This window comes from Streptomyces sp. NPDC127177 (assembly GCF_042672475.1).
Lineage (GTDB): Bacteria > Actinomycetota > Actinomycetes > Streptomycetales > Streptomycetaceae > Streptomyces.
Genome location: NZ_JBHXUW010000011.1, coordinates 1 through 12,949, shown reverse-complemented (window position 1 = coordinate 12,949; position 12,949 = coordinate 1). Strand labels below are relative to the sequence as shown.

The window sequence follows — 12,949 nt, the reverse complement described above, 5'->3', positions numbered from 1 at the left end:
CCGCCGAGGAGCCCGCCATGCCGCAGATCGCCATCGACTACTCCGCCGAGCTCGACGACGCCTTCGACCGCGGCGGCTTCGTGGCGGCGCTGCATCCGCTGGTCGCCGAGACCGTCAGCACGAAGATCGCCGCCTGCAAGACCCGGTTCCGCCGGGTCGAGGAGGTCGTGGTGGCGGACGCGCCCGGCGGTGGTGACGCGCTCGTGCACATCGATATCTCGCTGCTGGCCGGCCGCACCCCCGAGGTCAAGGCCCGGCTCACGGAATCCGTACGGGACCTGCTGGCGGCCCATGTCCGGTCTGCTGCCGGACTGACCCTGCACCTCTCGGTCGAGGCGCGTGACCTCGACGCCTCCTACCGCAAGAACTGATCGCTGCTGAGGGCTGTCCCGTGACGGGACGGCCCCTCGGCGTCAGGGCAGCCGCTGCGGGGGCACGGTGGGTGTGGCGGGGGTCAGCGCGGAGAGCCGTAGCAGCAGATCCCCGAACGGCCCGTCCGCCGGCTCCCGCGCCAGGACCCGCTGCACGATGGCGGCCATCTCCTCGTTGTACGCGGCGCTCACGGCGATCAGGGCCGCGAAGTCGTGCACCAGCTGCAACTCCAGCTCCGCACGCGGGATCTGCCGCCCGTCCAGCCAGATCAGGGCCGTCGACTCGGCGAGCGACACCCAGGACCGGACGACCAACTCCAGCCGGGCCGGCGGCTCATCGACCCCCAGATGGGTCAGGATCTGCTCGCAGGCCGCCTGCCGGACGCCGTCGATCATCGCGTTCGCCGTGGACGAGCCGACGGCCGGACCGCCCCGCATCAGCGCGGCGAAGCCGGGACCGTGCCCGTCGACGAAGTCGAAGAACCTGCCCATCACCCGCAACAGCCTTGCGCCCAGGGGGCCTTCGTGCGGCTCCAGGAAGCGGGCCGCCAGCTCGTCGGCGGCCCGTCGCAGCGCCGCCTCGTACAGGCTCTGCTTGCCCGGGAAGTAGTGGTAGACCAGCGGCCGCGAGATCCCTGCGGCGGCGGCGATCTCGTCGATCGACACCTCGTCGGGGGAGCGGTGGCTGAACAACTCCAGCGCGACACCGATCAGCTGCTGCCTGCGCTCCTCGACGCCCATCCTGCGCCGCACCCCGGTCGTCATGGGGAACAGCGTACCGACCGGCTCCGGACGACGGGACGCCAGACCTTCCCCTGGGGCGTGCTTTGGAAGTCCCGCCTGCCCGGCGGCGTCTGGCAGGCACGCTCGCGGCGTTGCAGAAATGCCCTGGTAGCTCCGCTACGAGAACATTTCCGCGCCTTGCGATCGCACGCACCAGACGCCGCCGGGCCCGCCCTCCGGGCGGACGACGCTACTTTCAAACACGCCCTAGAGGTCCAGCACCAGTCGTCCGCCCCGGCACCGGGACACGCAGAGCAGCATCGAGTCCGCCCGTTCCGCGTCGTTGAGCAGGTCGTCCCGGTGATCCACCTCGCCCTCCAGGACGCGCTGTTGGCACGTACCGCAGAAGCCCTGCTCACAGGAGTACGAGATGTGCGGGAGCTCCGCGCGCACGGCTGCCAGCGCCGACTGGCCCGCCGCGACGGCGACCGTGCGGCCCGAGCGGCGCAGCTCCACCTCGAAGGCGGCGGAACCGGTGGCGTCCGCCGCCGCGGCGGTGAAGCGCTCCAGGTGCAGGGTGCAGTGGGGCGGCAGCGCGGCGGCGACGGCGTCCATCAGGGGCTCCGGCCCGCAGCAGTGGACCGCCGTGCCCGGCGCCGCGTCCGCCAGGGCCGCTGTGACATCGGGGTGGCCCGACTCGTCCTGAGGTACGACGGTGACCCGCCCGCCGCCCGCGTCCAACTCCTCGATCTCCGCCAGGAACGGCATCGTCGCCCTGCTGCGGCCCCCGTACAGCAGCCGCCAGTCCGCTCCGGAGGCGGCGAGCGCACGCAGCATCGGCAGGATCGGTGTGATGCCGATACCGCCCGCGACGAGCACGTACGCGGGCGCGTCCGCCAGCGGGAAACGGTTGCGCGGGCCGCGGATCTCGATCTCCCGGCCCGCGTGCAGCAGTTCGTGCACTTCCTTGGAGCCGCCCCGGCCGTCCTCGGCGAGCCGGGTCGCGACGGTGTACGTGTCCGGGTCGGCCGGGTCGCCGCACAGCGAGTACTGGCGGATCAGCCCGGACGGCAGCACCAGGTCCAGATGGGCGCCCGGCTGCCAGCGCGGCAGGCCGGAACCCTTCAGCCGGAGCAGCACGACGCCCTCCGCCGGAGTGGTCCGCTCGGTGACGGTCAGCCGACGCCCGGTGGCGGAACGGCGCCGCGAGTAGCCGGACACGGGCTCGTCCAGCGCCGGCAGCGGCCACAGCGGGGACTCCTCGATGCGCCGGCGCATCGCCCGCCTGGCGAGGAGCGCGGCACCGGTCACCGCGAGGACGGTACGCAGCCGGGGCAGGGGCAGGGAACGCGGCATGGTCAACGGGCTTCCGTCGTACGGGCCTCGGCCGCGACCGCGGCGGGCGAGCGGGTGAGGTAGTCGACGGCCTGCGCAGTGCTGCCCTCCTGCGAGGGGTGGTACGCGCGGCTCAGATAGCGGGGGATGGAACGCAGCATCGACGGGGTGCTGGGCAGGGTGCCGCGCCTGCCGCTGCGGTAGAACTGCGCGAAGGACGCCTTGCCGTCCAGCAGGCTCGGGTCGTTCTCCATGAAGAACCGGGCCCCGCGCTGCCAGAGGAAGGCCAGCGCTGAGAACGCCGTCGCCCAGGTCCGCACCCGGCGCCGGTACCCGCCGTCGACATGCATGAACACGTCGAAGGCCACCGACCGGTGCTCGACCTCCTCCGCGCCGTGCCAGCGCAGCAGATCCAGCATCGTGGGGTCGGCGCCGCGCCTGTCCAGCTCGTCGGCGTTCAGGACCCAGTCACCGAGGAACGCGGTGTAGTGCTCGATCGCCGCGATCGTCGCCACCCGCTCCATCAGCCACCACTTGCGCGCCCGCCCCGGCGGCAGCGTCCGGTCGCCGAGCAGCTTCTCGAAGAACCAGTCGACCTGGGCCGTGTACGGGGTCGGGTCGAGGCCCAGCTCCTTCAGATGCGGGAGCACGTCGTCATGGGCCTGGGAGTGCATCGCCTCCTGGCCGATGAACCCGATGACGTCCTCGCGCAGCCGCTCGTCGTGGATGTACGGGAGCACCTGGCGGTAGACGTGGATGAACCAGCGTTCCCCTGCCGGGAGCAGCAGATGGAGCACGTTGATGGTGTGCGTGGTGAACGGATCACCCGGCACCCAGTGCAGGGGCGTCCTGTCCCAGGCGAAGGAGACCCGGCGGGCCTTGAGCGCGATCCGCTCCGACGCGACCGCCGCTGGCTGCGTGTTAGACATGTTGTCAATGTACTGAGGGGTAGGCGCGGGGAACAGGGGCATGCGCCGAATTCCTGAGCCCGCCCCCGCCGGGCCCGCTCACCGCAGCGCCCCGACCCGACTGCCGTCCGCCAGCAGCCCGTTCAGCTCCGCCCGGTCGCCCGCCCTGGCCGGCACCGCGAGCAGCCGGCCCCGGGCGGTCCCCGTCACCCCGCCCGACGTGGTGAGCGAGGTGAACTGCTCGCTGCCCGCCGCGAGCACGTACCACCGGCCGCCGTGCGACTTCCACAGCACACCCGCGAGGACCCGTGGAGTGCGCGGCCCGCACGCGGGCGAGTCCTCGGAGCGTGCCGCGACAGCCCCCGGCGGACGGCTTCCCGACGGCTGGGCGGACGGCGCCTGGAACTGGGCCAGGACCCGGCTCCCGGTGCCCCGCCAGGTCTCCGCCCGGGTGCACAGCCAGCGGGCCGAACCACCCCCCTCGGGCAGCGGCTGCGTCGCGTACGCCCAGGAGTTCACCGACCGCACGCCGTGCGCACGTACCGCCGGCAGCAGGCACGCGGTCCGCGCCCAGCTCTCCAGCTCCGCCCGCCCCGCCACATCGTGCGGCTTCGACGGCGGGCCCGAGGTCAGCCGGGCCGGGGCGAGCTCCCCCAGATCCGTCACCAGCCGGGACGTCGTACCGTCGGCCAGCCGGACGGCGTCCCAGGACCGGCAGCCGCCCGAGGCCGCCGGGGCGGCCACGGCGTCGGTCACCCCGTCCGCGGAGCGGCGCAGCGGGCGCGGCGCACGCTCCGGCGTCAGCAGATCCCGCACCGACACCTCGCGCACCCAGGGCGCCGTCAGATAGCGGACCCGGCCCTCCGAGCGCTCCACCACGAGGGCGCCGGAGGCGGGGGCGTCCGCCCCGTCGACCCGCGCGAAGTCGAGCGCCGCACCCTCGGACGGATCGGCGTTACGGGGCTCCGCGTACCGCACGACACGCAGCCCGTCGTAGAACAGCACCACGGCCGACGCACCCACCTCACCCGCGTACAGCAGCTGTGGCGCCCCCATGGGCGGCCCCACCGGAGTCCGTGGCGTCGCCGATGTCCGCACTCCGCCGCCCGGCCGCGCCCACACCGCCAGCGCCCGCCGCAGCAGCCCGGTGTCCTCGGTGCGGTCGCCACGGGTGGGCCAGGCCGTGAAGTCGGTGCGCGGCGAACTCCGCCAGTACGCCGCGGTCACCGTCCGCAACGCCCCGGGATCAAGGGCCTCCTCGGCGGCCGGGTTGCGCGCGTACGGCGGAGCGGACAGCGCCCCGCGCCCCCAGCCGCCACCCGGCAGCCCGAGCAGCGTCCCGCAGACCAGCAGCGCGGCCGTGGCGGCCAGCGCGGCCCGTGCGTACCTGCGCCGGCGCACCAGATCCGGCGGCCTGGCGTGCAGCGAGCACGGGTCGAACTCGGCCGACGCCAGCAGCGCGTAGGGCGCCGGCACCCCGTCCGCCTCCCGCAGCGCCGCATGCGGATCCGCCACCCCCGCGGCGGCCAGCTCCCGCCGGACGTCCCCGTCCGCGAGCGACTCCAGACCCCGCAGTACGAACGCGGCGCGCGCCGGACCGCCGACCGCCGACAGCCGCTGCTCCAGGGCGAGTTCGTCCGCCCCGCCGGAGTGCGGTAACAGCCGCAGCCCCCAGACCAGCGGGAGGACGGACGGCAACTGGGCGCGTCGCGGCCACAACCGCGGCGGCATCCCCGCCGCCAGCGCGCCGCGCAGCACCTGCCGCCGGGCGTACGGGTAGCCGGGACCGCACGCCGGGGCCCGGCCGGTGTGGCGCGGCAGCGGGATGTCCGGCCCGTGCGCGGTGCCGGCCCCCCGCGCGGCCTGCAGGGAGCGCTGGGCCAGGGCGTGGGCGGTGAGAACGCGCCGGCTGCGGCCCAGCGAGGGCGGCAGGACGAGATAGCCGAGCCGGACCAGTCGCGGGTAGTGCTCGACGAGCGAGGTCTCGGCCTGCTCCGCGTCGACCGGGGCGGCGGCTGACGGTACCTCTGGCAGTGGGCGCACGTTCAGCTGAACGAGCGAATCGTGCGATGGTCACTCCGGGGGGTCGCCCGGCCACATCGGATCGAGGCCGTCCGCCGGACCGGCCTGGTGCCGTTCGGCCGCCGGGCGCGGGCGTGGAGCGGCGCGACGGCCCGGTGGTGAGGCCGCGCGGAACGCGAAGGGCGCGGGGGTGCGGGGACCGGCCGCCGCCCTGGCGGACGCACGGGCATGGCTCTGCTCCAGGAGCGGATCGATACGGCCGACGACTACGGCGGTCAGGCGAACGCGGCCAGTTGCGGGTCGACGGGTGCCTCCGTCATCCGGTTCGCCAGGGTCGACATGGTGTAGGCGCCGATCCCCAGGACCACTTCCAGCGCGTTGCGGGCGGTGTGGCCGTGCGCGAGGAACGCCTGGAGCGTGCCATCGTCCACGGCCCCGTTCGTCTCGATCACGGCCAGGGTGAACTTCCGCACCGCTTCCAGCTGTTCGTCGCAGAGCGGGCTCCCGTCGCGCAGCGCGGCGACGAGACCGGCGTCGGCATCGAGCGCGTCGAGCTTCGCGGTGTGCATCGCCACGCAGAGGTGGCAGTCGTTGCGGGTGGCCATCGTCATGATCACGACCTCCCGGGCGAGCGGGGGCAGGGTCGTCGACTCGAAGAGCGCGCTGACCTTCAGGAAGCCGTTGAGCAGCTCCGGCGACGAGGCGAGCCGGGCGACCCCGACGGGCAGGTAGCCCTGCTTCCGTGTCACGGCCGTCATGGTGGCGCGGGCGGCGGCGGGAGCGGATTCGGGGGAGTGGTCGGGAAAGGCGGACGCGGACATGGCTGACCCCTCGCGGTAAACTCGACAACGTGATTGACGAAAAGGTAAACCAGGTTGTCGAGTATCGCAATGGCTGAGCGTGCGGGAGAGGTCGCTCCGGACGGTGCCGGTGCGGGCTTCGAGCTGCCCCTGCTGCTGTTCGCCGGCTTCCGGTCGATCATCGACGATCTCCACCGTGAGCTGGCCGAACAGGGCCACCCCGAGGTGCGGCCCGCGTACGGCTACGCGCTCCAGGCGGTCGGCCGCGACGGCGCGACCGCCAGCGAGATCGGCCGGCGGCTCGGGGTCTCCAAGCAGGCGGCGGGCAAGGCCGTCGACAGGCTCGAAAGCCTCGGATACGTCGAGCGTGCCGACGATCCGCAGGACGGCCGCCGCAAACTGGTCCGGCTCGCCCCGCGCGGGACCGACGTACTGGCGCGGTCCGCCGAGGGCTTCGACCGGCTGCGCGCCGAATGGGTCCGGGTGCTCGGCCCCGACCGGGTCGCCGCCCTGGAGTCCGACCTGCGCGCCATGGCCCCCGCGGACGCCTTCCGGCTCGATGTGGCGAGCTGGATCAACGGCTGACCGGAGACGGTGAACGCTTGGACTTTACGGACGAGAGATAGGACGTATCTGTCGGGCACTCTTCCCGTGGGCCACTCCGTGCGGCACCATGCACGCGTCGGTACCCAAGAGATCCGACCACTCGTGGTCGGGAATGGGAGGGAACCATGGCACGACGCACGCGTGCGCCAGGTGTGCTCGCACTGGCGGTCGCCGCCGCGCTCATCCCCGTACAGGCCACGGCGAAGCAGCCCGCACCGCCCGCCGCACCCTGTAGCGCGCCCGTGAGACCCGCGTCGCAGATGACGGTCGAAGCGTGCGACAGCCCCGGGCGGATCATCGAGAAGGCGGCGAACATCGTCCCCACTCCGGGCCAACTGGCCTGGCAGCAGCGGGATGTCACCGCCTTCACGCACTTCGGGATGAACACCTTCACCGGCCGCGAGTGGGGTTCCGGCACGGAGGACGAGAAACTCTTCGCGCCGAAGAGCATCGACGCCGACCAGTGGATGCGCGCCTACAAGGCGGCCGGAATCAAACAGGTCATGCTCACCGTCAAGCACCACGACGGCTTCGTCCTCTACCCGAGCCGCTACACCGACCACTCGGTCGCCCTCAGCCCCGGCAGCCCCGATGTCGTCGCCCAATACGTAAAGGCCGCCCGCAAGGCGGGCCTTGAGGTCGGCCTCTACCTCTCGCCCTCCGACGGCGCGGAACTCCCGCACGCCTGGCACGCCGAGTGGGTCGAGAAGATCCGCGCCAAGCAGGCGGAAGGCAAGACGCTGAGCCTGCCCGAGCGGATGGCACTGGAGGACGGCGACCGCGCGCCCGCGGGCCGGGGCCGCTTCGGCAACGGCAGCGCCGTCACCGAACGCACCATCCCCACCCTCGTCCCGGGCGACGACCGAGCCGCCCGGGTGAGGAGCGGCGAGCTGCCCACCTTCAAGGTGAAGGCCGACGACTACGACGCGTACTACCTCAACCAGCTCTACGAGATCTTCACCCAGTACGGCCCGGTCGAGGAGCTGTGGCTGGACGGCGCCAACCCCTGGTCCGACTCCGGAATCACCCAGAAGTACGACGTCAAGCAGTGGTTCGACATGGTGAAGGCGCTCTCGCCGAACACCGTCGTCTTCCAGGGCCCGCAGGGCGTGCGCTGGGTCGGCAACGAGAACGGGACCGCCCGGGAGACCGAGTGGAGCGTCACCCCGCACGTCACCGATCCCTGGACCGGTCTCGGCAGCCTCCCCAACGACTCGACCGACCCCGACATCGGCTCCCGCGACAGGCTCCTCGAACCCGGTATCAACTACCTCCAGTGGTACCCGGCCGAGGCCGACGTCTCCAACCGCCCCGGCTGGTTCTACCACCCCGACGAACAGCCCAAGAGCGCCGCGCAGTTGATGGACCTGTACGAGAAGAGCGTCGGACGCAACGCCTCGCTCCTGCTCAACGTCCCACCCGCGCCCGACGGCCGGATCGACGACGCGGACGTCGCCTCACTGACCGCGTTCGGCGCCGATCTGCGGCGGATCTACGGCTCCGACGTACGCGAGGGGGGCCACGGGCCGTACACCTTCGACCGGGTCGCCGTCCGGGAGGACATCCGGCACGGACAGCGGGTGGAGAAGTTCGCCGTCGAGGCCCGGACCGGCGGGAGCTGGCAGCGGATCGCCGAGGGCACCACCATCGGGCACGAACGCATCCTGGAGCTGCCCGCGGCCGTCACCGCGACGGCGGTGCGGGTCAAGGTCCTGGAATCCAGGGCGAAGCCGTACCTGGGAGCCACCACACTCCACCTCACCACGGCGCCGGCCACGCCCTGACCCACCGCCCGGACACGCCCTAACCGCGGTCCAGATAGGCGAGTACCGCGAGAACGCGGCGATTGTCGTCGTCGGACGGCGGCAGGCCGAGCTTCCCGAAGATGTTCGAGGTGTGCTTGGCCACCGCCCGCTCCGTGATCACCATGTGCGAGGCGATCGCCGCGTTCGAACGGCCCTGGGCCATCTGCTCCATGACCTCCCGCTCGCGCGGCGTCAGGCCGCCCATCGGCTTGTCCTGCGAACGCCGCGACAGCAGCTGCGAGATCACCTGCGGGTCCATCGCCGTACCGCCAGACGCGACCCGGCGCACCGCGTCGATGAACTGGTCGGCGTCGAAGACCCGGTCCTTGAGCAGATAGCCGATGGCGCCGTTGCCGTCCGCCAGCAGCTCACGCGCGTACAACTGCTCCACGTGCTGGGAGAGCACCAGCACCGGCAGGCCCGGTCTCGCCCGGCGGGCGGCAAGTGCGCACTGCAGCCCCTCGTCCGTGTGGGACGGCGGAAGCCGGACGTCGACAACGGCGACATCCGGCTTCAACTCGGCGAGGGCTCTGGTCAGTTCGGGCCCGGTCTCGACGGCGGCCGCGATCTCGAAGTCGTACGCCTCCAGCATGCGCACCAGGCCGTCACGCAGCAGGAAGAGATCTTCGGCTAGGACAACTCGCAAGGGATCTCCATGGTCACCATGGTGGGACCGCCCGCAGGGCTGCTGACGGCCATGATGCCGTCGAATGTACCGAGTCGGCGTTCGACTCCGCTCAGGCCCGAGCCCGATCCGGCCGCCGCGCCGCCCCCTCCGTTGTCCGTGACGGAGATCCGCAGCCGGCCGTCCGCATGGTGCAGATCCACCCAGATCCGGTCCGCACCGGAGTGCTTCGCCGCGTTCGTCAGGATCTCGCTGACCGCGAAGTACGCGGCCGACTCGACCGGCGCCTCCGCCCGCCCGCTCAGCTCCACGGCGACCTCGGTACCGATGGGCGTCCGCAGCGCCAGCGCCTTGACCGCGTCCCCGAGCCCGCGCTCGGCGAGAACCGGCGGATGGATGCCGCGGACCAGGTCGCGCAGTTCGGTGAGCGCCTCCGCGGACGACTCACGCGCCATCGCCAGGAGCTTCTTCGCCTGCGCCGGGTCCTTCTCCACCAGCGCCTCGATGGTCCCCAGGTTCATGCCCATGGCGACCAGCCTGGCCTGCGCCCCGTCGTGCAGATCGCGTTCGATGCGGCGCAGCTCCGAGGCGGCCGTGTCGACCGCCTCGTGCCGGGTCTCGGTCAGCCGGTCGATGCGCAGGGCCAGCTCCTGCTCATGGGTGGGGGCCAGGACCGAGCGGGCGATCACGAAGTGCGTCTTCAGCAGCCGCTCGCTCAGCGCCACCCCGATCGCGAAGATCGCCGCACCGAGCGCGGCGGCGGCGAGCCCGGTCGCCTGGCTGTCGACCGGGACGAACCCGTACCAGTAGCGGTCGTCCGTGAAGACCCGCCACAGCCCCGCCGCCAGGACGAACCCCTCCACCGGGTAGATCAGAAGCGCCGCCGCCAGGATCGACACCACGTAGCCGGCCGTCATGTCGACCAGGAGCCACTGGATGTCCCGCCAGGTCGCCGGGTCCTTCAGCAACAGGCCGGTCCGCTCCACCTGCCCGGTGAACCCGCCGCGTACATCCGCCGGAAAGGGCCGGTACGGCACCGGGATACGGACGTCCGACCAGGTGATCGCCAGCAGCCGGCGCTGATTGGCGTGCTTGCGGACCGCCGCCAGCAGGTACGGGGTGGTGACCAGGCCGATCCCCAGCGGGATGAAGGAGATGGAGAGCACCGTCAGCACGAACAGCGTGACCGACCCGACGATCGAGGCGAACGACAGCACCAGCCCGCGCCCAGCGGCCAGCAGGGCGGCCCTTATCCGTCCGTGCGGCGTGTTCATATCGGTCCCTCTTCCCTCGCCGGAGCCCGTGGCGGCCCCGGTCAGCACACAGTCTGACGTGTCGGACGGCCGTGCGGTCAGCCGTCCCGACACCCGGCGGGGGTGTACCCAGCACCACCCCCGTGACCTCGCCCTACGTCGCGGCGAGTGGGGGTCCCAGCGGCTGGGGCGGGGCGGCCCGGCTTCCTAGATTCGAGGTGTCTTCTCCGACGACTCTTCCGATCACGAATTCAGGGGGCGAACACGCCATGAGGCGTAATCTCGCGGCACGTATCGGTGTGTGGAGCGCACACCATCGCAAGACGGCCATTCTCGGCTGGCTGCTCTTCGTCGTGCTCGCCGCGGGCATCGGCGGCGCGTCGGGCCTGGTCGAGATGTCCGACGCGGAGAACGGCGCGGGCGACTCGGCCCACGCCGAGCAGATCCTCTCCGACGCCGGCCTCAGCCACCGGGCGGGCGAGCTGGTCATGGTGTCCTCCGCACAGCCGGACGGCTGGCGGACCGCGGCGCGCGAGCTGACCGGGGCCCTCGGCAGGACCGGCGAGGTGACGGGCCTCGCGGCGCCGGTCGCCTCAAAGGACGGCAAGGACGCGCTGATCACCTTCGAGATGAAGGGGGACGCGGCCACGGCGTCCGACCGGGTGCAGCCCGTCCTGGACGCGGTGGCCGGTGTCCAGAAGGAGCGGAAGGACGTCACGGTCCAGCAGTTCGGCGACGCCAGCGCCGGGAAGTGGCTCGGAGATCTGCTCTCCGACGACTTCAAGAAGGCCGAGTTCACCGCCGTACCCCTGGCGCTGGGCATTCTGCTGGTCGCCTTCGGTGCCGTCGTCGCGGCCCTGCTGCCCGTCGGTCTCGCACTGACCGCGTGCATGGCCGCCTTCGGTCTGCTCTCGCTCGCCAGCCACCAGCTGCACCTCGCCGAGACCACGTACTCCGTGATGTTCCTGATGGGCTTCGCCGTCGGTGTGGACTACTGCCTCTTCTACCTGCGGCGCGAGCGGGACGAGCGGGCGGCGGGGCGCGACGCGGAGACTGCGCTGCGGATCGCCGCGGCGACCAGCGGCCGGGCCGTGCTCGTCTCCGGGCTGACCGTGATGGTCGCGATGGCCGGCATGTTCCTGTCCGGGCTGATGCTGTTCAAGGGCTTCGCCCTCGCCACGATCACCGTGGTCCTCATCGCCATGCTGGGTTCCGTGACGGTCCTGCCCGCGCTGCTGTCCTGGCTGGGCGACCGGATCGATGCCGGCCGGGTGCCGCTGCTGAACCGTCGCGCCAAGCGGGGCGCGCGGGCCGCCGGGGGCACGAAGGAGAGCGGGCGGATCGCCGGAAGGCTGCTGCGGCCCGTCCTGTCCCGGCCGAAGTTCTTCGCCGCCGCGTCGGTCCTCGTCCTGCTGGTCCTCGCCGCGCCCGCCCTCGGCATGAAGACCGAGTCACTCGGCCTGGAGAAGCAGTTCGGCTCCGACTCCACGCTGTCCGTCGCCTACCGCGACATCACCGATACCTTCCCCGGCGGCCCCGCCCCGGCCCGGGTGGTCGTCGAGGCGGACGACATCCAGGCCCCCGCCGTTCGCAAGGCGCTCGCCACCTTCGACGGGGTGACCGTCCACCGGGCACAGAACATCGCCGAGATCGAGGTACCGCTGCCCGACGGCGAGGCCGGCCTGTCCGAGCTGCGCGGACAGCGGCTGCCTGCCGCGTTCGACGGGACGGGTGCGCGGGCGTACGTCACCGGTGAGGTGGCCGGGTCCGTGGACTTCAACGACCAGCTGAAGCACGGCATCGCCCCCGTCTTCCTCTTCGTCACCGCGGTGACGTTCCTGCTGATGCTGTTCTGCTTCCGCAGCTACGTGATAGCGGTGACCGCGATCCTGCTCAACCTGCTCTCCGTGGCCGCCGCCTACGGTGTGATGACCGCCGTCTTCCAGCACGGCTGGGGCGCCTCGCTGATCGGCTCGGAGGGCGTCGGCGCGATCGAGTCCTGGATGCCGCTGTTCGTCCTCGTCGTCCTGTTCGGCCTCTCGATGGACTACCACGTCTTCGTGGTCTCCCGGATCCGCGAGGCCCACGGGCGCGGACTCGCCACCCGCGCCGCGATCGACGAGGGCATCCGGCGGACGGCGGGCGCGGTGACCGGCGCCGCCGTGATCATGGTGGCGGTCTTCGCGGTCTTCGGGACGCTGTCCATGCAGGACATGCAGCAGATGGGCGTCGGCCTGGCCGTCGCGGTGCTGCTGGACGCGACGATCGTACGGATGGTGCTACTGCCCTCCGTGATGGCGCTGCTCGGCGAGCGGAACTGGCGCACCCCGCGCGGGCTCTCCCGGCTGCCCGCCCTGGACCACAGCGAGCCCGAGCCGGAGCCCGCCCCCGCGGCGGCCCCGGTGGGAACGGGACTGCGCGGCTGACCCCGACCCACGAAGACGGACACACGAAGGGGGCTCCGGTTCCGGGAACTACCGGAAACGGGGACCCCGTAGTGA

General features: G+C 72.2%; 11 protein-coding genes. 4 read left to right on the top strand and 7 right to left on the bottom strand.

Translation table 11 applies throughout. From position 1 onward, the window contains the following. The first annotated feature begins 17 nt into the window (after positions 1-17). Positions 18-371 (top strand): 5-carboxymethyl-2-hydroxymuconate Delta-isomerase, encoded by a 354-nt coding sequence (locus ACFVJX_RS09665; protein WP_384125615.1) that lies wholly within the window; start codon positions 18-20, stop codon positions 369-371. 42 nt (positions 372-413) lie between these two features. On the opposite strand, the gene ACFVJX_RS09660 is transcribed toward ACFVJX_RS09665, so the two are convergent. The 5 genes from ACFVJX_RS09660 to ACFVJX_RS09640 all read right to left on the bottom strand — a co-directional run bounded on the left by ACFVJX_RS09660 (position 414) and on the right by ACFVJX_RS09640 (position 6,180). After that, on the bottom strand, positions 414-1,136 hold the full coding sequence (locus ACFVJX_RS09660; RefSeq protein WP_384125616.1) for a TetR/AcrR family transcriptional regulator: 723 nt from the start codon (positions 1,134-1,136) through the stop codon (positions 414-416). Between the two features lie 225 nt (positions 1,137-1,361). Then, on the bottom strand, positions 1,362-2,450 hold the full coding sequence (locus ACFVJX_RS09655) for a PDR/VanB family oxidoreductase (protein ID WP_384125618.1): 1,089 nt from the start codon (positions 2,448-2,450) through the stop codon (positions 1,362-1,364). A gap of 2 nt (positions 2,451-2,452) precedes the next feature. Then, positions 2,453-3,358, bottom strand: coding sequence for a metal-dependent hydrolase (locus tag ACFVJX_RS09650; protein WP_384125620.1), 906 nt, complete (start codon positions 3,356-3,358; stop codon positions 2,453-2,455). A 78-nt stretch (positions 3,359-3,436) separates the two neighbouring features. Continuing rightward, positions 3,437-5,380, bottom strand: coding sequence for a hypothetical protein (locus ACFVJX_RS09645; protein ID WP_384125622.1), 1,944 nt, complete (start codon positions 5,378-5,380; stop codon positions 3,437-3,439). Between the two features lie 254 nt (positions 5,381-5,634). Continuing rightward, the gene (locus ACFVJX_RS09640) at positions 5,635-6,180 is read right to left on the bottom strand and encodes a carboxymuconolactone decarboxylase family protein (RefSeq protein WP_384125624.1); all 546 of its coding nucleotides are present in this window, start codon (positions 6,178-6,180) and stop codon (positions 5,635-5,637) included. A gap of 69 nt (positions 6,181-6,249) precedes the next feature. Between ACFVJX_RS09640 and ACFVJX_RS09635 the strand changes: the two genes are divergently transcribed. Together ACFVJX_RS09635 and ACFVJX_RS09630 are read left to right on the top strand one after the other, a co-directional pair. After that, positions 6,250-6,744 carry a MarR family winged helix-turn-helix transcriptional regulator gene (locus ACFVJX_RS09635; RefSeq protein ID WP_384125626.1) on the top strand — a complete coding sequence of 165 codons (495 nt, stop codon included), beginning with the start codon at positions 6,250-6,252 and terminating at the stop codon, positions 6,742-6,744. Positions 6,745-6,890: 146 nt separating this feature from the next. After that, positions 6,891-8,549 (top strand): alpha-L-fucosidase, encoded by a 1,659-nt coding sequence (locus ACFVJX_RS09630; protein ID WP_384125628.1) that lies wholly within the window; start codon positions 6,891-6,893, stop codon positions 8,547-8,549. A gap of 19 nt (positions 8,550-8,568) precedes the next feature. On the opposite strand, the gene ACFVJX_RS09625 is transcribed toward ACFVJX_RS09630, so the two are convergent. Then, positions 8,569-9,216, bottom strand: coding sequence for a LuxR C-terminal-related transcriptional regulator (locus tag ACFVJX_RS09625; protein ID WP_384125630.1), 648 nt, complete (start codon positions 9,214-9,216; stop codon positions 8,569-8,571). Next, positions 9,201-10,469, bottom strand: coding sequence for a sensor histidine kinase (locus tag ACFVJX_RS09620; protein WP_384125631.1), 1,269 nt, complete (start codon positions 10,467-10,469; stop codon positions 9,201-9,203). Before ACFVJX_RS09620 ends, ACFVJX_RS09625 begins: the two co-directional genes overlap by 16 nt. Positions 10,470-10,717: 248 nt before the next feature. Here ACFVJX_RS09620 and ACFVJX_RS09615 point away from each other — a divergent pair, with 248 nt between their 5' ends. After that, positions 10,718-12,874 carry an MMPL family transporter gene (locus tag ACFVJX_RS09615; protein WP_384125633.1) on the top strand — a complete coding sequence of 719 codons (2,157 nt, stop codon included), beginning with the start codon at positions 10,718-10,720 and terminating at the stop codon, positions 12,872-12,874. Positions 12,875-12,949: the final 75 nt, after the last annotated feature.